This window comes from Pseudomonas sp. HD6515, assembly GCF_024971855.1.
GTDB lineage: Bacteria > Pseudomonadota > Gammaproteobacteria > Pseudomonadales > Pseudomonadaceae > Aquipseudomonas > Aquipseudomonas alloputida.
Genome location: NZ_CP079827.1, coordinates 3,043,047 through 3,066,024, shown reverse-complemented (window position 1 = coordinate 3,066,024; position 22,978 = coordinate 3,043,047). Strand labels below are relative to the sequence as shown.

General features: G+C 61.0%; 16 protein-coding genes and 1 pseudogene. 14 read left to right on the top strand and 3 right to left on the bottom strand.

Annotation, left to right across the window (positions count from 1 at the left end):
* Nucleotides 1–69 precede the first annotated feature (69 nt).
* Genes KW568_RS14175 through KW568_RS14165 form a run of 3 tightly spaced genes read right to left on the bottom strand, consistent with a single transcriptional unit; the run spans nucleotide 70 to nucleotide 3,864 of the window.
* Complete coding sequence (locus tag KW568_RS14175; RefSeq protein WP_259538798.1) at nucleotides 70–1,317, bottom strand: cytochrome c; 1,248 nt, start codon at nucleotides 1,315–1,317, stop codon at nucleotides 70–72.
* A 12-nt stretch (nucleotides 1,318–1,329) separates the two neighbouring features.
* Nucleotides 1,330–3,114 (bottom strand): GMC family oxidoreductase, encoded by a 1,785-nt coding sequence (locus KW568_RS14170; protein WP_004574130.1) that lies wholly within the window; start codon nucleotides 3,112–3,114, stop codon nucleotides 1,330–1,332.
* A 3-nt stretch (nucleotides 3,115–3,117) separates the two neighbouring features.
* A complete protein-coding gene (locus KW568_RS14165) occupies nucleotides 3,118–3,864 on the bottom strand; it encodes a gluconate 2-dehydrogenase subunit 3 family protein (protein ID WP_004374959.1) in 747 nt (248 codons plus the stop codon).
* A 277-nt stretch (nucleotides 3,865–4,141) separates the two neighbouring features.
* Here KW568_RS14165 and KW568_RS14160 point away from each other — a divergent pair, with 277 nt between their 5' ends.
* The 14 genes and pseudogenes from KW568_RS14160 to alkB all read left to right on the top strand — a co-directional run bounded on the left by KW568_RS14160 (nucleotide 4,142) and on the right by alkB (nucleotide 22,817).
* The gene (locus tag KW568_RS14160) at nucleotides 4,142–4,831 is read left to right on the top strand and encodes a histidine phosphatase family protein (RefSeq protein ID WP_004574132.1); all 690 of its coding nucleotides are present in this window, start codon (nucleotides 4,142–4,144) and stop codon (nucleotides 4,829–4,831) included.
* A gap of 2 nt (nucleotides 4,832–4,833) precedes the next feature.
* A complete protein-coding gene (locus KW568_RS14155; RefSeq protein ID WP_004374964.1) occupies nucleotides 4,834–5,670 on the top strand; it encodes a phosphatase PAP2 family protein in 837 nt (278 codons plus the stop codon).
* A gap of 217 nt (nucleotides 5,671–5,887) precedes the next feature.
* Nucleotides 5,888–6,736: a type IVB secretion system protein IcmH/DotU gene (gene icmH, locus KW568_RS14150; protein ID WP_004574133.1), complete on the top strand. Its 849-nt coding sequence runs from the start codon at nucleotides 5,888–5,890 to the stop codon at nucleotides 6,734–6,736.
* A gap of 13 nt (nucleotides 6,737–6,749) precedes the next feature.
* Nucleotides 6,750–8,927 carry a type VI secretion system Vgr family protein gene (locus tag KW568_RS14145; protein ID WP_004574135.1) on the top strand — a complete coding sequence of 726 codons (2,178 nt, stop codon included), beginning with the start codon at nucleotides 6,750–6,752 and terminating at the stop codon, nucleotides 8,925–8,927.
* On the top strand, nucleotides 8,927–9,805 hold the full coding sequence (locus tag KW568_RS14140; RefSeq protein WP_004574137.1) for a DUF4123 domain-containing protein: 879 nt from the start codon (nucleotides 8,927–8,929) through the stop codon (nucleotides 9,803–9,805). Before KW568_RS14145 ends, KW568_RS14140 begins: the two co-directional genes overlap by 1 nt.
* Nucleotides 9,806–9,819: 14 nt before the next feature.
* Complete coding sequence (locus tag KW568_RS14135; RefSeq protein ID WP_259538791.1) at nucleotides 9,820–12,474, top strand: T6SS effector BTH_I2691 family protein; 2,655 nt, start codon at nucleotides 9,820–9,822, stop codon at nucleotides 12,472–12,474.
* Nucleotides 12,475–13,590 carry a DUF6708 domain-containing protein gene (locus KW568_RS14130; protein ID WP_087535256.1) on the top strand — a complete coding sequence of 372 codons (1,116 nt, stop codon included), beginning with the start codon at nucleotides 12,475–12,477 and terminating at the stop codon, nucleotides 13,588–13,590.
* 66 nt (nucleotides 13,591–13,656) lie between these two features.
* Nucleotides 13,657–15,081: pseudogene (locus tag KW568_RS14125) on the top strand (T6SS effector BTH_I2691 family protein); the annotation flags it as partial.
* Nucleotides 15,081–16,208, top strand: a complete 1,128-nt coding sequence (locus KW568_RS14120) for a DUF6708 domain-containing protein (RefSeq protein WP_082423784.1) — start codon at nucleotides 15,081–15,083, stop codon at nucleotides 16,206–16,208. The pseudogene KW568_RS14125 and the gene KW568_RS14120, both read left to right, overlap by 1 nt.
* Before the next feature lie 259 nt (nucleotides 16,209–16,467).
* On the top strand, nucleotides 16,468–17,796 hold the full coding sequence (locus tag KW568_RS14115; RefSeq protein WP_004576577.1) for a hypothetical protein: 1,329 nt from the start codon (nucleotides 16,468–16,470) through the stop codon (nucleotides 17,794–17,796).
* 32 nt (nucleotides 17,797–17,828) lie between these two features.
* Nucleotides 17,829–20,060, top strand: coding sequence for an Ig-like domain-containing protein (locus KW568_RS14110; protein ID WP_003253792.1), 2,232 nt, complete (start codon nucleotides 17,829–17,831; stop codon nucleotides 20,058–20,060).
* Nucleotides 20,061–20,075: 15 nt separating this feature from the next.
* The gene (locus KW568_RS14105; protein WP_004576576.1) at nucleotides 20,076–20,549 is read left to right on the top strand and encodes a curlin-associated protein; all 474 of its coding nucleotides are present in this window, start codon (nucleotides 20,076–20,078) and stop codon (nucleotides 20,547–20,549) included.
* A gap of 16 nt (nucleotides 20,550–20,565) precedes the next feature.
* A complete protein-coding gene (locus KW568_RS14100; protein ID WP_003253796.1) occupies nucleotides 20,566–22,011 on the top strand; it encodes a curlin in 1,446 nt (481 codons plus the stop codon).
* A gap of 146 nt (nucleotides 22,012–22,157) precedes the next feature.
* Nucleotides 22,158–22,817, top strand: a complete 660-nt coding sequence (gene alkB / locus KW568_RS14095) for a DNA oxidative demethylase AlkB (protein WP_019751428.1) — start codon at nucleotides 22,158–22,160, stop codon at nucleotides 22,815–22,817.
* Nucleotides 22,818–22,978 lie beyond the last annotated feature (161 nt).

Sequence of the window (22,978 nt, the reverse complement as noted above, 5' to 3'; positions counted from 1 at the left end):
GGATGGCACAGGCTTCGCCCGTGTTCGCGGGTAAATCCGCTCCTACGGGCGAGGGCGCAGAAAAACACGTCAGCGAAGCGACTTCACATCACCGGCGGTGACGGCACTGCCCTGGTTCCCCCAGCTGCTGCGAATGAAATTCACCACCTCGGCAACCTCCTGGTCACTCAGACGCCAGCCGAAAGCCGGCATGGTGAAGTTCGACGGCGCAGTGTGCGTTGCCGGTACCGTGCCACCGGCGAGCACCACATGGATCAGCGACGTGGCATCCGCCGTCTGCACCACCGGGTTGCCGGCCAAAGCCGGGAACACGCGGGTGTAGCCCTGCCCGTCGGTGCGGTGGCAGGCCGCGCAGTTGTCGATGTACACCGCCGCCCCAGGCTTGCTGTCGTCACCCTTCCATAGCGCATCCGCGACCTGCTTGTCGTACACATGCGGCTGGTCATTCGGATTACTCGGCGGCAGGGTTTTCAGGTAGCGGGCGATAGCGGTCAGGTCGGCATCACTCATGTGCTGCATGCTGTGCTCGACCACATCGCTCATGCCGCCGAACACGGCGCTGCGATCACTGCGCCCAGTCTTGAGAAACTGCACCAACTGCGCTTCGCTCCAGCTGCCCAGGCCATCTTTGTGATCGCCACGCAGGTTCTTGGCAATCCAGCCTTCCAGCGGCGCGCTGCCGGCCAGAAACGGCTCGCCATCGGCCGCGCTCAGGGCCTTTTCCTGCATGGTCAGCGCCCGCGGCGTATGACAAGCGCCACAATGCCCAAGGCCCTCGACCAGGTACGCACCGCGGTTTACCACAGGGTCAGCTGTCGCCGATGCCTGCCAGGGCTTGGCCTCTGGTGCGAACAGGCCGCGCCAGATTGCCAGTGGCCAGCGCATGCTCAGCGGCCAGGGAATGTCAGAGGCCTTGTTCGCCTGCTCGACAGGCTCCACGCCCTTCATGAAATAGGCGTACAGCGCCTGCATGTCCTGCTCGCTGACCCGCGCATACGACGGGTATGGCATGGCCGGATAGAGCGTACTGCCATCTTTGCCAATACCCCTGCGCACGGCCTGGTCGAAGTCTTCGAAGCTGTACTGGCCAATGCCACTGGCCGCCGGGGTGATGTTGGTGGAGTACACCGTGCCAATCGGCGTTTCCATCGGCAACCCACCGGCAAAGGGCTTGCCGTCTTTGGCGGTATGGCAGGCCACGCAGTCACCGGCGCGGGCCAGGTACTCGCCCAGGCGTACCTGCGCATCGTCATTCGCTACGGCCTGTGCAGCCGCGCCGGCACCCAGCACCAGAGTGGCGATCAACAGTGTCTTCATGCTCATCGCTCCTCAAGCCTGGACCAACGGACCGGGGTTTTTCAGGTACTGCTCACGGATGGCGCGGGCCGACCAGTAGGTGAGCGCAGCCACCAGCCCGGTCGGGTTGTAACCCAGCCCCTGCGGGAACGCCGAAGCGCCCGGAACGAACACGTTGTGTACGTCCCAGCTTTGCAGGTAGCGGTTCAGTGCACTGGTCTTGGGGTCGGTGCCCATGATCGCCCCGCCGTTCAGGTGGGTGGTCTGGTAACTGGCGGTGTTGAAGTGGTCCTTGACCTGCTTGCCCAGCACGGCAATGGCCTTGGGGTTCATCGCTTGGGCGATCTTGCTCAGCTTATCGACCATGAACTGGTTCATCTTGATGTCGTTTTCCTGCCAGTCGAACGTCATGCGCAGCAGCGGCTGACCGTAGGCATCGCGGTAGGTGGGGTCCAGGTCCAGGTAATTGCCACGGTAGGACTGATGGGCGCCGTGGGCGTCCATCGACACCTGGTGGGTGTAGTAGTCGGCCGTGGCTTTCTTCCAGGCACTGCCCCAGGCCGGCGTCCCCGGCGGGTTGGAGGTACCGGCAATCGGCCGGCTACCGGCCTGGTTCACCCACATTGGCGAACCGCCGACGAAGCCGTGCGGGCCATGGTCGAAGTTGTCGGCGTTGAAATCGTCGATGGCAATGCCATTGCCACCCGCGCCGATGAAGTTGTTGGTGTAGGTGTCCTTGTCGAAGAACGCCTTGACTGTCCCCATGTTCTGATAGGCGAAGTTACGCCCGACCACACCTTCGTTCTTTACCGGATCGTAAGGTTTGCCAATGCCGGAAAGCAGCATCAGACGCACGTTGTTGAACTGGAAAGCCGCCAGAATCACCAGCTCTGCCGGCTGCTCCACCTCGCGCCCCTGGGCATCGATGTAGGTCACGCCGGTGGCCTTGCGCTTGCTGTCGTCCAGGTTCACCCGCAGCACATGGGCATTGGGCCGCAACTCGAAGTTGGGCACCTGGCGCAGCGCCGGCAGGATATTCACGTTGGGCGAGGCCTTGGAGTACATGTAACACACGTAGCCGCTGCAGAAACCGCAGAAGTTGCACGGCCCCATCTGCGCCCCGTAGGGGTTGGTGTATGGCCCCGAGGTGTTGGCCGACGGCAGGTTGTAGGGTTTGTAGCCCAGACGGGTGGCAGCCTTTTCGAACAGCCTTGCCGATACAACGTTCTTCTGCGCGGGCAGCGGGAACGGGTTGGAACGGTCTGGCGCATAGGGGTTGCCGCCCTTCCCTTCACCGACCACCTGGCCTTTGACGGTCCAGGCCTGGCCCGAAGTGCCAAAGACCTTTTCGGCAAAGTCGAAATAGGGCTCCAGCTCTTCGTAACTGACGCCGAAGTCCTGGATGGTCATGCCTTCGGGAATGAACGTGCGCCCGTAGCGCTCTTCATAGTGGCTGCGCAGGCGCAACTCGACGGGGTCGACCCGGAAGTGCACACCCGACCAGTGCAGGCCCGCGCCCCCCACGCCCTTGCCCGGCAGGAATGCGCCCAGCTGGCGATTGGGCAATGCCACATCATTCACGCTATGGCGGACAGTGACGGTTTCTTTCGATACATCGACGAACAGCTTCTTGCGCACGCTGTAGGTCAGCTCATCGATCACCTGCGGGTAGCTGCCTTCGGGGTAGGTATCCTGCATCGGCCCCCGTTCCAGGGCTACCACGTGCAGCCCGGCCTCGGTCAGCTCTTTGGCCATGATCGCACCGGCCCAGCCGAAGCCGACGATCACCGCATCTACTTTGTTCAACACCGTCGCCATGCCTCAGGCCCTCTCACCACGGATCGAAACAGCCGGGAACGGGTAAGGCTCATTGCGCTCGACCCAGTCCATGAAGTCGGCGCGGGCGCCGGGGAAGCCGATCTGGGTCCAGCCGACCATGCCTTTGTTGCCGCCATGAATCGGGTCGCAGAAGAACCCTTCGCGCGTGTTTTGCACCAGCAGGCTGAAGAACACCTTGGCCGGAACGGTTTCGAAAACCAGCTCTCCTGCCTCCAACTTGCTGAGAATGCGGTCCCGGGTAGCGCTATCTTGCGCAGCAAAAACCTGTCCGCCATTGGCCTTGCACCAGCCGTCCACGGCAGCGATGCCCAGGCGGTAGATTTGTTGCGGGCTGAGCTGCAGCTGGTAGCCCAGCTCGGGCGGGGCGTCGGCGTTGAAGGGCCCTTGCATGTACCACTGTGCGCCAGTCGCGTAGGGGGTGTTCATTTGCCGGTCGATAAATTCGGCGGCGCCAGCTTCCAGTGCCCCTGGGCCAAGCTCATCGGCCGGGATGATGCGCGACACGGCGGCTTGTACAAAAGCCCATTCTTCGGCGCTGAAGAATGTCGGTTGATAATTGCCCGCAGGCGGCGTGGCCGGCACTTTCGGTTGCTGATGCGGTTGCGGGGCCGCAAGCAGCTGGCTGGCGCCCACGCCAAGCCCTGTACTGGCCACTGTAACGACAGGGATCAGGGTCAAGGTCTTGCGCAGAAAATCCCTGCGCGGGTTGTCTGGGGCATGCTCAGGCATTGCGAATCCTCATCGGCTGTGGGGGTGGCCTTGATAAGCGCCATCTGATTTTCAATAAGAGGTGATCTTGATAGGCCATCAAGAAGACAGCCGAATAATCTAGCGCGTTCAGACAGGTTTTGAAACCGGTTTCATTTTTACCCTCTCACCCGGCTTGACCTCCACCGCACGCCCATCAGCGCAAGGCTTTTTTCACACCCGCCTCACCCTCTGCCGACATTCCACTGCCTACAGTGCCGACGCTCTTGCATGGAGCAGACTGACTGGAGTGGCAAACATGCTGCACGACGTGATCGACGACTCCCCCGCTTCACGGCTTGGGCCAATATACCGATGGCCTTGGGGCACAGCGCAATGGGTGGTGTTGTGCCTGCTGCTCTTGCTCGACGTAGCGGCAGCCTGGGCTCAGCAGCACGCGGCCATCCCCAACCTGGGCAATCCCCATCACCTGCAGCACAGTGGGCTGTATACCGATTGGGCGAAAGGCTCGGTGATTGTCGTATTGCGCCATGCCGAACGCTGCGACCGCTCCAGTGATGCGTGCCTAAATGACCCCAGCGGCATCACCGTCGCGGGCAGGCAGGCGGCCACCGATGTAGGCCTCGGGTTGCAACACCTTGGCCTGGGCGCAGTTGATGTCTGGACCAGCCCAGAGGTGCGAACCCGGCAGACCGCACAAGCCATGTTCGGTAAAACCATTGCCACACAAGACTGGCTTAATCAGTGTGACGGCCACTTTGCCGAAAATGCCTTTGCCCTCAAGCGAAAAGGCCACAACCTCGTGCTGGTCAGCCACAGCGGCTGCATGGAACAACTGGAGCAGGCACTCAAAGCGCCTTCTAGCGCAACAGCGAACAGCTATGCCAGCGCCCTGTTCATCACGCGTGGCAACGATGGCAAGACGAAGGTGCTGGGCCAAATGGCGGCCAGTGAATGGCACACACTCATTGATGCCAAGGAACTCTGAACATGCCCTCCCGCGCCACCTTCTACCGCAACAACCTGCTGCTGCCGCTATTGCTGGCCGCCATTGTGTTCATGGCCTTCGACCTCACAGACTTCGATCGCTGGATCAGCAACCTGCTGCTTGACCCGGCCACTGGCCAGTTCCCGCTGCTGCACAACCCGTTATTCGAGAAAGTCACTCACAAATGGCCACGCATCCTGCCGGACTGGACCGGTGAACTGGCCGTCATAGGCAGCTTGCTGTCGTTCATCTGGCCGCGCTTGGCCAATCGCCCCCAACTGGGCCTTGCCCGGGCGCTGGAAAAGGTCCGTATTGCACCGGTGCTGCGTTTTACCACCCAACACCGACGCGACCTGTTGTTCGTGGTGGTAGCGTTCGCGCTGAGCACCACCGTGATTCACTACCTGAAAAGCCATACCAGCGTGTATTGCCCTGTGGAAACCACGCTGTATGGCGGTTCGCAGCCCCGGGTCGAATGGTTCGAAAACTTCTCTTTATGGAGCAAGCCCGGCGATGGCCGTTGCTGGCCGGGTGGCCATGCATCCAGCGGGTTTACGCTGTTGGCGCTGTATTTCGTGGCCCTGCGCCATCGGTGGGCACATGCTCGCAAGTTGTTGGTGGCCATTCTGCTGATCGGGTTCGTGTACGGCACTACCCGAGTATTACAGGGCTGGCACTACATGTCTCATACGTTCTGGGCCGGGATCTTTGTCTGGCTTACAACCTGGGCAACAGCCTTGCTCTTCTATGGACGCATCGCGCTGCAGGCGGCTGAACTTAGCCCAGTCCTATCTGATGCTGCGCCGCAGCACTTGCAGACGTGGTCACAACAGTCATGAGAAAAATCAGCCCTCTATAAAACATCACTCATTTCTTGACAGAAATAATTAGACAACAACTTCCAAAGAAACTTCCTACAATGCTTTAGGAAGTTTCAATCTCCCACAAAAATTGATTCCTAGTTACTCTTCAGGCTTTCGCAACTGCTAATGCCCGACCGCATGGACGCGGGGGGCCACCGCGAGTGTTTGAGCTGCCAAGAGACGAGGATCAAGGATGCCCAAAGAGTCCGACCGCACTGGCAAACCAGTGCCCACCCCGCAAAAGCCAATCCTGCTCGAAGACATAAACGAAACCCCACCGCCTCCTGACGGCGCGGGTCCTGAATACGCAACCGATCTACCCGGCTACCCGGCCGATCCAGACTTTCAGCTACGCGGCGGCTACGACAACCTCATGCTCGACGCGGCAAGCCAGCTGTTCGGCCTGGTCATTCGCCTGCGCACGCTGGATGACCTGCCCAACATCCAGTTCGTGCGCAAGACCGTGCAAACACAGGTCAGTACTATTCGCGAAGAAATGCGACAGCACGGCTATTGCGCGGTCCATCAGGAAGTCTATTCCTACGCCCTGTGCCTGCACCTGGACGAGGCCGTGATGACCCGCCCCTGGGGCCAGAACTCGTGCTGGAGCCACGAACCGCTGCTGAGCATCTTCCACGACGAAACCCAGGGCGGCGAAAAGATCTTCGTGCTGCTCGAGCGCATCATGCAATCGCCAAAGGAATTCCAGGATGTGCTGGAGTTCCTGTACTTCTGCTTTTGCCTGGGCCTGCAAGGCAAATACGCCCTTGACCCCAAGGGCGATGAAATCCTCAGCGCGCTGATCAGCCGGATGCACAAGGTCATTCGCCAACTGCGTGGCCCCACGCCGCAAACAGTGAGCGACCCCTATAGCAACGTCGTCCATTGCCCCCACCGTATGCGCCGCTGGCAGTGGCCCTGGTGGACCCCGCTGGTCATTTCGGTCATCGCCATGGTCTGCGCCTACAGCTACTACAGCTACCGCCTCGACCTGCTAACCGCCGAAGTCCTCGAATCGCTCAACGCCATTCTGCAGCAGTAACGGGGGACGCCACATGCCCAGCCAATCCGATTTGCGCTTCACTTTCCAGCCGCTGGTTGGCCGAAGCGAGTTTGAGGTGGTGTCGTTCGAGCTGGACGAAGCCATCAGCTCACCGTTCCAGCTGCAGCTGGAGCTGATCAGTTTCGAAGACGATGTCGACTTCGGCCAACTGCTCGACAAACCGGTGCTGTTCACCCTCTGGCAGGGTGAGCGCCCGTTGCGCTACGTGCACGGCCTGATCAGCACCTTCAGCCAAGGGGAAACAGGCTTCCATCGCACCCGTTACCGCGCACTGGTCGAGCCCATGCTGGCCCGCGCCGGGCTGCGCTCGAACTGGCGCATCTTCCAGCAGAAAACCGTGCCGCAGATTCTCGAGATCATGCTCAAACGCCAAGGCGTGAATGCCTACGAGCTGAAGTGTCTCGACCCGCATCAGGTGCGCGAATTTTGCGTGCAGGCCGGTGAAACAGACCTCGACTTCATGGCCCGCCTGGCCGCCGAGGAAGGCATTGTCTACCGCTTCGAACACACGCCGAAACAGCACTTGCTGGTCATCACCGACCGGCTGCTGGCGCTGGGGCAGATCAGCCGGGGCGCCATCAAGACCGATGATGAGGATGAAGGGTTTCGCGATGACGACGTGGGCCCCGATCAGGTGCTGTACCGATCCGTTGGAGGCGGCGATCAGGCCAGGCCTTGCCTGCGGCGCTTGCGTTACAGCGAACAGGTGCGAACAGCGCAGCAGGTGCAACGGGACTACACCTTCACTCATCCGCAATACCGTCAGGAACACAGGGCGTACGACAATAGCAACACCCATCAATCGCTGAACTATGAGCGCTTCGACTACCCCGGCCGATACAAGCGTGATGCGGTCGGGGTTCCGTTCACTGCCACCCGCCTTACGGCCCTGCGCCATGATGCGCGCATTGCCGAAGTGGAAGGCGACGATGTGCGCCTGCAACCGGGGCTGAGCTTCACCCTCATCGAGCACCCGCGTGAAGACCTCAACGTGCACTGGCGCACGGTCAGCGTGCATCACGAAGGCACCCAGTTCACCAGCCTGCAGGAAGAGGCCGCCGGCTCGCAGCAAGGCACCCGCTACAAACAGGACGCATTGCTGGTTCCCGGCAGGGCCGAATGGCGCCCGGCCCCCCTGCCCAAGCCACGCATTGACGGCCCGCACATGGCGACGGTGGTCGGGCCCAAGGGCGAGGAAATCTATTGCGACCAATGGGGCCGCGTGAAAGTGAGCTTTCCTTGGGATCGGGAAAGCGAAAACAACGAGTTCAGCTCCTGCTGGGTGCGCGTGTCGCAAGGTTGGGCGGGGGGCAGCTGGGGTTCGATGGCCATCCCGCGCATCGGCCAGGATGTGATCATCCAGTACGTCAACGCCGACCCGGACCAGCCGATGATCACCGGGCGCACCTATTGCGGTAACCAGTTGCCGCCCTATGACCTGCCCGAGCACAAGACGCGCATGACCATCAAGAGCCAGACCCATAAAGGCGAAGGCTTCAACGAGCTGCGCTTCGAGGATGAACTGGGTCGGCAGGAGGTGTTCATTCATGCCGAGCGGGACCAGAACAACATCGTCAAGCACGACGAAACCACACGCGTGGGTAACGATCGTTCCGAACGCGTCGAACGAGACGAGACGATTTCGATCGGTCAGGACCGTCGCGAAGACATTGCCCGTGACGAGTCTGTTGGCATCGGCCAGAACCGGGTACACGAAATCGGCAACGACGACAGCCTGAGCATCGGCCGCAACCACAGGATCACCACAGGCAAGGATCGAATCGAACAGGTAGGGAACCACCGGCAGGACATCACCAAGGCAAACCACACGGTAGAAATCGGCGGCCACCGCGAACAGGTGGTTGCCGGTCACAGCACGTTGCAAACGGGCGAAGCCATCCGGCACACCACCAAGGTTTATGACATCCAGGTCAGCGAAAGCCTGACGATCCGCAGCCCCGCAGGGCTTCTGAGAGTCGACGGCGCCGGTATCACGCTGGACGGCCTGGCGCTGGCCTTCAAAGGGCCTGTCAGCCAGCAGGCTACGGGTAGCAATCGCGTCACTTCAACGTCTGGCGTACCAGCGCCGGGCGAACCCATTTGCCTCAGCTGCCTGCTCAAAGCGATCGCCGACGGCCACACCATCATTCGCATGGAAGGAGCAAGCTGATGCCCAGCCCATTTGTCAGAGCAATGGTCGATGTGCTGCGGGCATCCGATCACTATCGCCTCAGCGCCATCGTGGAAATGGCCAACTTGACACCCAACGTGCAAGAACAACTGACCGGGCACTACACGGGCCGCTGCTGGCCACTGCTGCAGCAAGCCCAGTTCAGCAACCTGCGGACAGCAGGCCCTTGGTTGTTCGGTTCGCGCCTCGGTTCCGATGTCTCGGCCCAGTACGACTTCCAATGGCAACTTGAACAAGGTGCTGCTGGCGCCGTGTGCGGCTGGGTAGTCAGCGCGCTTCCCGCTGCCCGGCTCGCCGGACACTTGAGCCACGCCAACATCGTCACGGGCACGGACGGCCATTCGTACCTGTTGCGCTTCCACACCGCCGCGGCTCTGCTAGTGCTGGACAGGCACCGTGAGCTGCCTGGGGTTAGCGAATGGCTGGCTCCCATCCATCACTGGTGGGCCCCCGTGGCACACCCGAGCAAGCGGTTGTGGATGCAGATATCCGGCGGTAATCAGCCTCAATCCACGCACTGTCCGCCAATCACGTTGAACGAAGCGTGTTGGGCCGAACTGGCGGGTGACCCGCTGAGCTATCAACTTGCCGAGTTGCTCAAGAACGAGCAGTCCTGCCCGACCTTGCACGCTGCCTGCCACGGCACACGGGTTGGCTTGATTCAGCACTATCTGGATCAGGCGCGCGCGCAAGGCCTGGGACGTGAAGAAGACCTTATCAGCTATGTGCTGATGCTGGCTCGCGGTGGCGAACAGCTCAGTAGCTCGCCAGCCTGGCAGGAGGCGATTGCCGCCACGCGCGAGCAGCAGACATCCCTGATGGACAACGTGCAGCGCTGCCTGCGCACCAAGGACTGAGGCACAACACAACCATGGACTCACTCAGCGAAACCCTCGAACTGTGCAGGCGCATCACCTCCGGCTACCGCCCGGCCCTGCGCAACAGCCCCGTCGCCGACTGCACCCGCCGCTTCGAACTGCTGCCCCTGCGCTACGCCGCCGTCGGCGGCAACCCGGCACAACGTGCCCGCCTGCCCAAATTGCCGGGCTATCTCAGCCCGTTCCAGGAGGTCGGCGAGCTGACCCACTCCAGCTACGCCATCCGCCCTTTGCGTGAGGGCTTTCTCTACCTGCTGATCAAGCGCCATAGCGCACCGGCCTACGAATGGCACAGCCAGTACCGCGTGGCGCCCAATGGCTCGCTGCTGTACATCAGCAGCGACGCCCCCTGGGCGCCTGCCCCCAGCGCCGGCAATCTGGATGAGATCCTTCGCGGTTTCGGCTGGACCATCACCCTCTACGACCTGGATGACATCCAGGAGCTGCGCCCATTGTTCAGCCCTTCCCCGCTGACCCCGCGCATGCTCGACAACTACCGCCTGCTCGACGACGAATACCGCAGCAGCCTGCCCACGATCGATATCGCCCGCTTCATCCAGCCTTCCGACGCCCCGCCACAGCCCCACGTCCTCAAGCATGACCAACTGAACTGGGTGGCCGACTTCAAGGCCCAAAACGATGCAGACCTGCAGGCACTGCTGGACCTGCAGCCGTTCAACAACGACCAGATCGTCTCGCCGCACGCATCACGCCAAGCGCTGGCACCGCTGGTGAACCACAGCAAACCCCGTGGCGCCGCCATCGTCATCGAAGACGCCATCGGGATCACCCAGGAGCTCAACGCCTGGCGCAACGCCGCTGTCGAGGATGTGAAGACCCAGTGGCTGGCGCGCACCGTGGAACCCGGGGTGGACAACGAACGCAAGCTGCTGGTCGCGCAGTCGTTCCTGGAAATCGAAAAACTCTACCCGCAGATGGTGGCCGAGCAGATCGTCAAGCGCGAAGTCATGGCCGAAAAAGTCCGCAACCAGCCCCACCTGCATCCCGAGATCTACTTGTTCTCCGAACGGGCCAATCAACAGGCCGATGCCCATGATGAACGCATGAAGCCCCACCTGGCGCAGTTCGAGCGCGAGGTCCGCAGCAAAGTCCAGGCCCGCCAGGATGCCGGCGAGTTCCGCAAGCGGTTCGACCAGAAATACGGCCACCTGGTCGACCGCCAGGCCATGCACGATCAGCTCGACGGTTTCGAGCAGGCCATGCAACACGCCCAGCAAGCCGCCGAGGACCGCGCCAAGGACCATACCCGCTGGGTGGCCAGCGAACGCTTGTTGCAGGCACTGGACCGCTACGACAACGCCGACCTCATCAACGGCCTGGCCTTTGCCGAACAGACCGGCCAGTGCGTGATCGGCATGGAGTTGAGTGAAGGGGGCACGAAGGTGCTGGACCACTGGTGGCGCAGCGACGTGGCAGACCGGGGCAACCTGGCAATACGCGGCATCACCTACAACCAGGAGGACCTGCGGGAAGCACTGGCGGCGCTGCTGGAAGCCGCCAAGGCCGAACCGTCGTCAGCGTCATCCTTCGCCCTGCCGGAAGCACTTGCCCGGCAAGCCCATGCCGCTGCCAATGCCTTTGGGCGCATCAACACCCTGTACGAACAGATGCAGGCACAGAGCAGCACGGCCAGCATCGGCCTGTATGCCTGGTACGTCGCGCTGGGGCGGCAAGTGCTGCGCACCGCGACCCCCAACAGCATGGACCGCGCGTTGCACCAGGGTTTGCGGCTGACCTTGTTCGCTTCGGTGCATGAAACGGCTGTCGATATTCGCCTGAGTGAAGCTGCACGTAGCGGGCAGCCCATTAACCCACAACGCAGTGCAGGCCAGGTATCAAGGTACCTCGACCAGGCCTGGGCTGAAGGGTTGATGCAGGCCCGGAACAGTGACTTCTACAAAGTGCGTGTCTCCGGGCTGGTGTGCCTGCTGGAGGGGATGCTGATGGCCTTCAAAGCGCGCGAACTGCCTGACAGTGATGCGCGGGTGAAGACCGAACTCCTGGCGGCCGCGATGACCACGGCAGCGGCGGGCTTCGAAGTTGGAGCCAGCTATGTGGACCAGGTGGTCGCGCGGTACGGCGCGAACAGTGTGACCGGACGAGGAGCAGCGGCCGCTTTAGGGCGTTTGAAACTATGGGGCGCTAGTTTAGCTGTGACAGGTGGTTTCGTACTGGCATGGTGGGATTTTATGGATGGCGTGCAGCATTACTCTCAAGATAGTGCACTGACAAAGTCTCGTTTATTGAGCGGCGCATATTTCACACGCGCAATGGCGACGTCAGCCTTGTCTTTAGCCGAGTTAGGTACTGCCATCGCAATAGCCCGCCCGCTTTTCGAGCATTTGGCACAAAACGGTAGACACCGACTTTTAAGGGCGCTAAGTCAGTCACTGAGCGTGCTCTCCAGTACATTAGGTACAGCAACTGCTCGCCTTATGTTAGCACGACTGGTCCTCGGCGCTTTCTGGCTAGGTCTAGCACTAACGGCAATCATTATCATATTTGAAGATGATGCCTTGGAAAAATGGTGCAAACGTAGCACTTATCGCATTGATAAAAAGTCAAGCACATTCACCGAAGAAGAAGAACTGGCAAATCTCCACTCGGCCTTCAGTGAGGTACTGTAAATGTATCTAATAGAATGGGGGTTTTGGAAACTATCGACTCAAGAAAATGCGAATACAAAGCCAGCAAACAAGCCGACAACTGTAGATTTATATGAAAGCGAACTAAACGAGGACATCCACTTCAACTCAGTCAGCAGCACCCCACGCACACGCGGCCCCATATTCACCTTCAATGATACCTATATGGAAATGAGGTGCGGCGGCTCGGAAGAAAAGCGTGGAATTATTACATTAATGACCTTAGGCGGCTTGGGCCCGATGACTTATGCATGGCTATATATAACGCTTGGCTCAATTTACAGCACTCTTACTCAGCCTGAATTTATTTCCCCCACCTCGATCCTGTTTACCATATACATGCTATCCATCGGCGGCATGGCCTACTATTTATATGCAAAATATGGATTTCAGTTGACAAGACTGGAAATACTAACCAGTCGCCACCTACTTGTCCGCTTCAACCGGAACACCCAGCAAGTTCATCTGCATAGACCGCACTATTGCGGTGGAATCGTCACTTTCCCCTGGAAAACAACCGGGAGCACTGGCTTATATCCAGAAGATGACTCACTCAGCATGGGCATGCGACTCGGCCTGGTCTGGCACCCCAGCCGCACCGGCCTGCCCCACATGGAGATGGCCCTGCTGGGCAAACAAGGCCAAGGCGGCAGCGAACTGCGTGATGAGTGGGAATTCATCCGCCGTTACATGGAAGAAGGCCCACACGCCGTCCCCCGCCCCCGCCTGAGCACCCAGCTACCCTCACCCCTCCAGGCATTCAGCGCCCAGTTCGAAGGCCTTGGGCGTTTCTTCCGCAAAAGCAGCTGGCTGTTCAAAGTTGCGCTGCTGTTTGTCTGGCCCGCGTTCGTCATCATCGGCGCCGGCCACTGGCTCAGCCTGCTGCTGTGCTGGCGACCGCGCTGGCCGAAGGTCATCCGCGAGGCCGGCCTGCCCGGCAAGCCAGTCCCACCCGTGACAACCCTGAGCGACTACCCACCCGCAATCCAGGCACGCCTGCTCGCCAACGCCGACCGCTGGCAGCTCAAGCCCGGCAAGCGGCCGGAGAAAAAGCCACGCAAACCGCGCACGCCCAGAAGGCCCAAGGAGATCAATTGATGCCATACATCATCCTTGCAGATGGAGCGTACCCATGGACTCTTTGAACCATCACTTCCTGCTACCGCCGAGGACCGCGCCAAGGACCATACCCGCTGGGTGGCCAGCGAACGGTTGTTGCAGGCACTGGACCGCTACGACAACGCCGACCTCATCAACGGCCTGGCCTTTGCCGAGCAGACCGGCCAGTGCGTGATCGGCATGGAGTTGAGTGAAGGGGGTACAAAGGTGCTGGACCACTGGTGGCGCAGCGACGTAGCAGACCGGGGCAACCTGGCAATACGCGGCATCACCTACAACCAGGAGGACCTGCGGGAAGCACTGGCGGCACTGCTGGAAGCCGCCAAGGCCGAACCGTCGTCAGCGTCATCCTTCGCCCTGCCGGAAGCACTTGCCAGGCAAGCCCATGCCGCTGCCAATGCCTTTGGGCGCATCAACACCCTGTACGAACAGATCCAGGCACAGAGCAGCACGGCCAGCATCGGCCTGTATGCCTGGTACGTCGCGCTGGGGCGGCAAGTGCTGCGCACCGCGACCCCCAACAGCATGGACCGCGCGTTGCACCAGGGTTTGCGGCTGACCTTGTTCGCTTCGGTGCATGAAGCGGCTGTCGATATTCGCCTGAGTGAAGCTGCACGTAGCGGGCAGCCCATTGACCCACAACGCAGTGCAGGCCAGGTATCAAGGTACCTCGACCAGGCCTGGGCTGAAGGGTTGATGCAGGCCCGGAACAGTGACTTCTACAAAGTGCGTGTCTCCGGGCTGGTGTGCCTGCTGGAGGGGATGCTGATGGCCTTCAAAGCGCGCGAACTGCCTGACAGTGATGCGCGGGTGAAGACCGAACTCCTGGCGGCCGCGATGACCACGGCAGCGGCGGGCTTTGAAGTTGGAGCCAGCTATGTGGACCAGGTGGTCGCGCGGTACGGCGCGAACAGTGTGACCGGACGAGGAGCAGCGGCCGCTTTAGGGCGTTTGAAACTATGGGGCGCCAGTTTAGCTGTGACAGGTGGTTTCGTACTCGCCTGGTGGGACTTCGCCGATGCGGCTCAGCAGTTAGTATACCGCCAGCAAAACCTTACCGAACAAAGTACAAAAAAACCTAGAACACTGGCACTCGCATACGCATCGCGGGCACTGGCAACTATTACAATTTCGCTGGCGGAAGCAGGAACAGCCATTGCAATCGCAAAACCTCTTTTTGACCACCTATCTCAGAATGCCAAAACAAAACTTGTGAGAATGATGACAACATCCATGGGCGCGCTCGCCAATAAACTGGGAACACAAGCTGCTCGCCTACTGCTTGCACGTTTAGTCTTAGGTGCATTTTGGATCGGACTCATCCTGACACTCATAATCTATATTTTGGAAGATGACGCGTTAGAGAAGTGGTGCAAACGCAGCTGCTTCCGAACTCATAAAAATATCAAGCCCTATGAAGAGCAGGAAGAACTGAGCGCCCTACATTCTGCTATCAGCGAGGTTTTATAATGTATCTTATCGAATGGGGATTCTGGCAGATGGCAACTCAGCCAGAAGCTGCACGTAGAACGTACGAAGCAGGGATGACACCAGCAGAGAAGCGCGCAAATAGAGATTTTTATGAAGGCGACCTGAATGAAGAAATTCACTTTTGCCAGGTAAGTGAAACACCCCTCCTACGCGGCCCTGTTTATGCATTCAATGAAACCTACATAGAAATGCGCTGTGGCGGCTCAGAAGAGAAGCGCGGCCTCATTACGCTAGTCACGATCGGCGGAGTACTGCCTGGGATAATTTTCGGAATCGGCATAGCTGTCGGTTCCATCTGGCTTGATATCACCCAACCTTATTCAATCTCCTTTATAGCAGTCTTACTTACAGCTCTCTTGGCTTCAGCTTCAGGAGCAGCATTGTATTTTTACCTGAAGTACGGCGTAAAAATCTCGCGACTGGAAATGCTGACCAGTCGGCATCTACTTATTCGCTTCAATCGAATAACTCAACAGGTCCACCTCCATCGACCCAGCTACTGTGGTGGCATCGTCACCTTCCCCTGGAAAACAACCGGCAGCACGGGCATTCGCCCAGAAGATGATTCGCTAAGCGTTGGAATACGACTCGGCCTAATCTGGCACCCCAGCCGCACCGGCCTGCCCCACATGGAGATGGCCCTGCTGGGCAAACAAGGCCAAGGCGGCAGCGAACTGCGTGATGAGTGGGAATTCATCCGCCGTTACATGGAAGAAGGCCCACACGCCGTCCCCCGCCCCCGCCTGAGCACCCAGCTACCCTCACCCCTCCAGGCATTCAGCGCCCAGTTCGAAGGCCTTGGGCGTTTCTTCCGCAAAAGCAGCTGGCTGTTCAAAGTTGCGCTGTTGTTTGTCTGGCCCGCGTTCGTCATCATCGGCACCGCCCACTGGCTCAGCCTGCTGCTGTGCTGGCGACCGCGCTGGCCGAAGGTCATCCGCGAGGCCGGCCTGCCCGGCAAGCCAGTCCCACCCGTGACAACCCTGAGCGACTACCCACCCGCAATCCAGGCACGCCTGCTCGCCAACGCCGACCGCTGGCAGCTCAAGCCCGGTAAGCGGCCGGCGAAAAAACCACGCAAACCACGGGCCTCCAGATCGCAAGAATAACCGGCCGCGCCTACTGCCTGATCCTGACTGTATTCAGCGATCGGCTCTACATCGAAAACCGGGTTGAAATTACCGGCCCCCAATCCCCAACCTTGGGGGAACGCTGCCCACCGCCAGCCGCTTGCAAAATCCCTCGCGGAGAGGCTCGCCCCTTGCCCCCCAAGGCCTGCAGCGCAACTTTCAGATATTGGCACAGCTCTTGCCGATCTCCTCCCAGACGCCCCAAGTCCATGGGCCCGTTTGCAGGAGGAATTGACTCATGCACCGACCGATACCCCACCCGCTGGCAGTGGCGATTTTCGCCGGCATGCTCCAGCTTCCCGCGCAGGCCGCCTTGAACGCTGTCGATCCAGGCGCTTACGTCCCTGCCAATGGCGGCTTCCCCGCCTGGTACCAGGACAGCCACGGTCGTACCCTCGACCTGTGCCTGACCAAGGCCGTCAGCTCCCGGGTCGCCGGCGCACCTGGTGCACCCTCATACATGTGCACGCTGCTGCCCACGCCTGGTGTGTTCGACGATACCCAACCCATCGTCTTCCCCACCAACTTCCCTGACGAAGCGTTCTGGTTCACTGCCGACGCTGCAATCGTCGACGCCGCCCGTGGCATCGACCTCAGCTATGGCACGGCGATCGAAGCGGCATTCGCTGCCGAAGAACCTGTCGAGGGTGACCAGGTCAGCTTCGCCCGGGTCCGTATCCGGGTCGACGTACCCACCGCGGGCACCTACGTGGTCACCCACCCCTATGGCGTTGAAGTGTTCGATGTGCCCGTTGCAGGGCGCCGGGCGATCAACATGACCCGTGACATCGGCATCGCCGGGGCAGGCGACTTCACCGGCGCACTCAAGGGTGATGTCGGGCCGTTTCTGCGCAGTGTCAACGGCCCCTACACCGAAGGCAACGAGCGCTTCATCGGCGACCCGAACCTGGAAGAGCGGGTCACCGGCAGCCCATTCAACACCAACTACGTACGCATTGAGGGCCCTGGTGGCATCGACCTGCGCACCGAGCTGTTCGCTGTCTCGGGCAAGCTTTCCGAAGTGGCCTTGCCAACCCCGCTGATGCCACAACGCAGCACTTACTCACGCCATACCGAGAACGGCGACCTCATCGCCCAGCAAGACATCTTCGTGTTGGCCCCGCCGCCACCGGCAAGCGTCACCCTGACCAGTCAGACCCCCAACCTGAGCCTCACCGAGGCCAACGGCACCGGCGCCTGGTACGCCCAGTCAGTCCTCAACCCGGCGGCCGGAACCCTCGTGACACTGTCCGCTGACAACAGCGTGGCAATCCCGACCAGCAGCCTGACCACCAGCAACGTCCCCCTGACCGACCTGGTCACCATCACACAGGCCCAGTACCGCTTGTCTACCGGCGAGCTGACCCTGGTGGCCAACACCAGCGACGAGACCACACCACCCGTACTTACCGCGCATACCGGCAACGGCACGTTGATCGGCAACCTTGGCGGTACCGGCGCCGTGAAGACATTGAGCATGACCCTCTCGCCCATTCCGCCGGCCAAGGTGCAGGTCACCAGCGCCAACGGTGGTAGCGACACCGAAGACGTGGTGCTGGTGCCATGAACAGACAAAGGCTCAGCCTTCAAGGAGGCAGCATGAACACTTGGTCGCGCCGTGCGCTGTTGGCCGCCGGTTTCTCTCTTACCGTTACCAGCGCCGCGTTCGCCGCGCTGTCTGATGTCGACCCGGGGCCCTACACCTTCGCCACGGGTGGCTATCCGATGTGGTACAAGGACAGCCTCGACCAATCCCTGGAGCTGTGCCAGTCGCGTGCCACCAGCACCCGTGCGCCAGGCGCACCAGGGGCGCCCGCCTACATGTGCACCTTGTTGCCCGAGCCCGGGATCTATGACGATGCCCTGCCGCTGGTATTTCCAGATAACTGGCCACCCGAGATGTTCTGGTTCCTGGCCGAAACCTCGATACCACAAGTAGGTAACAGCGGTTATGAACTGGAGGTCTACGTTGCCGGTATAGAGGCAGCCTTCGCGGCTGAAAACCCGGTAGACGGTGATCAGCAAAGCTTCGCCCGCATCCGTATCCGCGCTTCGGTCCCACGCACCGGTACCTACACCATCACGCACCCTTACGGGGTGGAGACGGTCAACGTCACCACGGCAGGTCGTCGCGCGATCAATATCACCCGGGACATAGGCATTGGCGCTCCCGGCAACTTCCGGGGGGCGCTGGGGGGGGCGATCGGCCCTTGGCTGAAGGGGGTTGGCGGGCCGTATACAGAGGTCAATCCTGACACTGGCACCACCGAAACCTACATCGGCGACCCCAATATCACCGAAGCGGTAACCGGTAGCCCCTTCAATACCAACTTCGTGCGCATCGAAGGGCCCGCGGGCGCCATTCAGACCAACACGTTCACAGTGTCTGGCAAGGTGCTGGACCCGCGAGCACAAACCCCGGTCACGCTGGAGCGCGCCACCTACTCGCGCAACGGCAGCGGTACCCGCGTGGAGGTGTTCGCCAAGGCCCCGAGTGAGGCCAGCCTGTGTATGCGCAATGGCCTGGCACTGATCGGCACGCCGCCTTCGCCTTGTCAGTTCACCCTGACTTCGGACAACAACGGTTTGTTCTTCAGCCAGCAGTTCAACCAGTCGGTGCCGCCAGAGGTGGTGGTTGTCACCGCCAGCAACGCAGTCGGCGGCACCCAGCCGACTGCGCTCTCGAGCAAGCTCAGCGACGTGGTCAAAGTCAGCACCGCACGCTACGACTGGGCCAACAAACGTCTGTTGATCGAGGCCAGTTCCAGCGACGAAGTAGCGGTCCCCGACCTGCTCGCCCAAGGCTACGGCCGCCTGTCGAAATCGGGCACACTGCAAAGCATCACGGTCAACGACTTGGCGCAACCGCCCGCCACCGTTACGGTCAAGTCTGCCCGCGGCGGTAGTGATGTAGAGCCAGTGATCGTGGTCGGCAACGCCCCGGTCGAGGCCGCCAACCAGCCACCGCTCGCCCAGGCCGATGTCGGCAGCACCAGTGTCGGTGTACCGATCACACTCAACCTGCTGCTGAACGACAGCGACCCGGATGGCAACGTGCCGCTGACCATCAGCGACCTGACCCAACCTGGGACCGGCCTTGGCGGCGTCGTGATGAATGGCACCACCTCGGTTACCTACACGCCGCCGACCGGGGCCACACAACCGCTGGTAGCCAACTTCAGCTACCGGGCGGTGGATGCCAAGGGGCTGAAATCGGAACCGGCCACGGTCACGATCAACGTCGCACCTAACCAGGCACCGACTGCCAACCCGGAAACCGTCGCCACCTTGGGCGTGCCATTGACCATCAACGTACTGGCCAACGACACCGACCCAGAAGGCAACGTACCGCTGAGCGTGACCAACATCACCCAGCCGGCCGCCGGCCGCGGCACGGTCAGCACCGACGGCACAACCGTCACCTATACCCCACCGGCCACTGTAACCACAGCCTTCACCACCACCTTCACCTACCAGGCACGTGACTCGCTGGGGGGGCTGTCCACCCCAGGTACGGTCACCGTCAACGTGTCGCCTCGGCCTGCCGCTGAAACCTTCGCCGTCACGGCAGCCACGGTCACGGCGCGCTCCAACAACCGTTACAACTGGGACATCAGTGGCACCTCGTCGGTGACCACCGGCAATACCGTAACCGTGCGGGTAACCACGACTACCGGCGTCCAGACCTTGGGTACGGCCACGGTAGCGCTGACCGGTCGCTGGCGCCTGGCGGTGAGCAATAGCACCACGATCATCCCGACTGCGGCACCGACGGCGACGATCACAACCAGCCAAGGCACCACGCGCACCGTCAACGTAGTCGTGCAGTAAAAGCCGGAGGCTTCGATGAAACGGCTGTACTCCCTGTTGCTCTGCCTGGCCCTGGCGGGCCAGGCCTGCTGGGCAGAGGACCTGATGGACAATGCCGACCTCGCACCCGGCAACGACCTCGGTGAACCCGTGATCATCCGCCTGCTGCCGGCCGGTGCCGGCCAGGCTGCGGTGATCGAGCAGCAAGGGTCAGGCAACCGCGCCGCCATCGACCAGAACGGTCAGGCCCTGCTGGGCCGTATCGTCCAGTCCGGCGGTGCCCAGGAAGCGTACATCTTGCAGGAAGGCAGTGACCTGATGGCCATCATCCGCCAACAGGGAAATGGCAACAGCGCGTCGATTCGCCAGAGTGGCAGCAGCAACAACGCTGCCATCGAGCAGATCGGCAACGACAACAGCGCCAGCATCGTGCAGTCCGGCTCGGGGCTCAACAGCTCCGTGACCCAGGCTGGCAATGGCCAGCATGTTCAGATCACCCAATACCGATAGACCTGGAGGCACCACCATGTACAAGCTCGCTCCGTTAAGTGCCGCTATCGTCCTGGCCCTCGCAGGTCAGGCCATGGCTGCTGACAGCACCTCGTCCCAGACCCAGGACGGCAAGGAAAACATCGCCGAAGTCTCTCAGACCCAGGCATCCTTCGCCTCGGCCACCCAGAACCAGACTGGCAAGGGCCACAACCACCTCGCCGTGCAGACCGAAAGCACCAGCGATATTCAGCAGAGCGCCACCGGCCAGTACAACGCCGGCTACGCTGAGCAACTGTTCGAGAACGGCAGCCAGATCACCCAGCACGCCGGAGGCAGCTACAACGATGCCTTCGCCAGCCAGTCGATAGGGTCAAACAACGAATCGCTGCAAACCCAACAAGGCGTCGGCAATAAATCCACCGTGTGGCAGGACAGCCAGGAAGGCAGCAAAGCCACCAGCTGGCAATCCGGCCAGCGCAACGAAGCGTTCATCGAGCAGACCTTCGGTGGCAGCAACAACCGCAGCACCGTCAACCAGACCGGCCAGGACAACTACGCCGCCGCCGAGCACCTGAACCATATCGATGGCGATATCCAGGTCTATCAGGATGGCCACGACAACTGGGCCTATGGCGACCAGCGCGAAGGCACCGGTGGCACCATTGCCATTGGCCAGTACGGGGGCGGCAACTCCGTGGAAGTGTGGCAGGACACACAGATCGGTAGCCAGGCCTCCGTAGTCCAGACCGGCCAGTCGAACGAAGGCTATATCGACCAGAGCTTCGGCGTCAGCAACAAGGTCAGCCTGTCGCAGCAAGGCAATGCCAACGCCAGTTGGTCGGACCAGTTCGAGACCAACAACTCGACCACCACCATTACCCAAACCGGCAACAACAACCTGCATTTCACCTATCAGAATGGTGAGAATCTCAACCTGACCATCAACACCCAAGGCAATGGCAACAGCATCACCGCCAGTAACTGGAAAGGCGCCAAGATGGGTGGCCAGTTCGGCACCAACCAGAACGCCACCATCAACCAGACGGGCAATGGCAACGGTGTCAATCTGACCCAGAAGGGCGCTGACCAGCAGGCCACGTTGACCCAGACGGGTAAAGGCAACCAGATGTCGACCAAGCAGGATGACGTCAGCAACGAGCTGTACTTCGAACAGAACGGCACTGACAACATTCTGATCGCCGACCAGCGTGGGACCGACAACTATGCCTACGGCAGCAGCCAGGGCACCGGCAACACCATCACGCTCGACCAGTCCGGCTATAGCAACCAGAGCTACACCAACCAACTCTACGGAAGCGGAAACGAAGCCACCATCAAACAGACTGACAGCATCAACGTCGCCTACGTGACCCAGGGAGGCCAAAGCAACAAGGCGTTCGTCGACCAAAGTGGCGTCGCCCAATCCGCCACCATCACCCAGCTGGGCAGCGCGAACCTGGCCACTGTGACCCAGCAGTAAACCGCTCCCCCTTGAACCGCGGTGCTCCTCTCCCTGGTGCCGCGGTTCCTTTTTCTGTTATCCCGCCCTCTGCAATCGTTCGATCCGATCGGCGTGTGCGATCCCTTGACGTGTATCTGTCGGGTACAATGGCAAACCGCTCGAAGATGTGCAGCCGCATGATCCAGTCCGACCTCGACCTGTTCGGCGCCCAGCCGCAACGCCTGGCCAGCCACACCGTGCTGCTGCCCGGCTTCGCCCTGGCCGAAACCGAGGCGCTGCTTGATGCCCTGCGTCCGGTGCTGCGTGCTGCGCCGTTCCGGCACATGTACACCCCAGGAGGCCTGCGCATGGCAGTGGGCCTGACCAACTGCGGTACGCTGGGGTGGGTGAGTGATCAACATGGCTACCGGTACAGCCCCAGCGACCCACTCAGTGGCCAGCCCTGGCCCGCCCTGCCCCCGGTTCTGCTCGCCTTGGCCTCCCGCGCGGCAGCCATGGCCGGGTTTGACGGTTTTGTGCCGGATGCCTGCCTGGTCAACCATTACCTGCCAGGCACACGCCTGAGTCTGCACCAGGACCGCGACGAGCAGGATTTCGGCCAGCCGATCGTGTCGGTGTCATTGGGCTTACCGGCGGTGTTCCTGTTCGGCGGCCTGCAGCGTGCCGACAAGGCTCAGCGCATTGCGCTGAGCCACGGCGATGTGCTGGTTTGGGGCGGCGAAGACCGCTTGCGCTTCCACGGCGTGCTACCGATCAAACCCGGTGTGCATCCGCGCCTGGGCGAACGGCGGATCAACCTAACCTTGCGCAAGGCGGGTGCCTGAACAGGGGCCGTCATCTGCCACCCCGCGCAAAACAAGATGAACGCACATGAAACACATTGAACATCTTGGCCAGGCAAGCTTCGAATGATAAGCCGCCTTTCTTTTGTCTGGAGCCTGCCATGCCCAACCCGCCTGGTTCTTCGAGCCGTTGCAACGGAGCC

Coding starts and splice junctions, on each gene's coding strand:
- KW568_RS14165 (WP_004374959.1), bottom strand. CDS start 3,864: ATGCCTGAGCATGCCCCAGACAACCCGCGCAGGGATTTTCTGCGCAAG.
- KW568_RS14115 (WP_004576577.1), top strand. CDS start 16,468: ATGCACCGACCGATACCCCACCCGCTGGCAGTGGCGATTTTCGCCGGC.
- KW568_RS14135 (WP_259538791.1), top strand. CDS start 9,820: ATGGACTCACTCAGCGAAACCCTCGAACTGTGCAGGCGCATCACCTCC.
- icmH (WP_004574133.1), top strand. CDS start 5,888: ATGCCCAAAGAGTCCGACCGCACTGGCAAACCAGTGCCCACCCCGCAA.
- KW568_RS14145 (WP_004574135.1), top strand. CDS start 6,750: ATGCCCAGCCAATCCGATTTGCGCTTCACTTTCCAGCCGCTGGTTGGC.
- KW568_RS14170 (WP_004574130.1), bottom strand. CDS start 3,114: ATGGCGACGGTGTTGAACAAAGTAGATGCGGTGATCGTCGGCTTCGGC.
- KW568_RS14130 (WP_087535256.1), top strand. CDS start 12,475: ATGTATCTAATAGAATGGGGGTTTTGGAAACTATCGACTCAAGAAAAT.
- alkB (WP_019751428.1), top strand. CDS start 22,158: ATGTGCAGCCGCATGATCCAGTCCGACCTCGACCTGTTCGGCGCCCAG.
- KW568_RS14140 (WP_004574137.1), top strand. CDS start 8,927: ATGCCCAGCCCATTTGTCAGAGCAATGGTCGATGTGCTGCGGGCATCC.
- KW568_RS14155 (WP_004374964.1), top strand. CDS start 4,834: ATGCCCTCCCGCGCCACCTTCTACCGCAACAACCTGCTGCTGCCGCTA.
- KW568_RS14110 (WP_003253792.1), top strand. CDS start 17,829: ATGAACACTTGGTCGCGCCGTGCGCTGTTGGCCGCCGGTTTCTCTCTT.
- KW568_RS14105 (WP_004576576.1), top strand. CDS start 20,076: ATGAAACGGCTGTACTCCCTGTTGCTCTGCCTGGCCCTGGCGGGCCAG.
- KW568_RS14100 (WP_003253796.1), top strand. CDS start 20,566: ATGTACAAGCTCGCTCCGTTAAGTGCCGCTATCGTCCTGGCCCTCGCA.
- KW568_RS14175 (WP_259538798.1), bottom strand. CDS start 1,317: ATGAAGACACTGTTGATCGCCACTCTGGTGCTGGGTGCCGGCGCGGCT.
- KW568_RS14160 (WP_004574132.1), top strand. CDS start 4,142: ATGCTGCACGACGTGATCGACGACTCCCCCGCTTCACGGCTTGGGCCA.
- KW568_RS14120 (WP_082423784.1), top strand. CDS start 15,081: ATGTATCTTATCGAATGGGGATTCTGGCAGATGGCAACTCAGCCAGAA.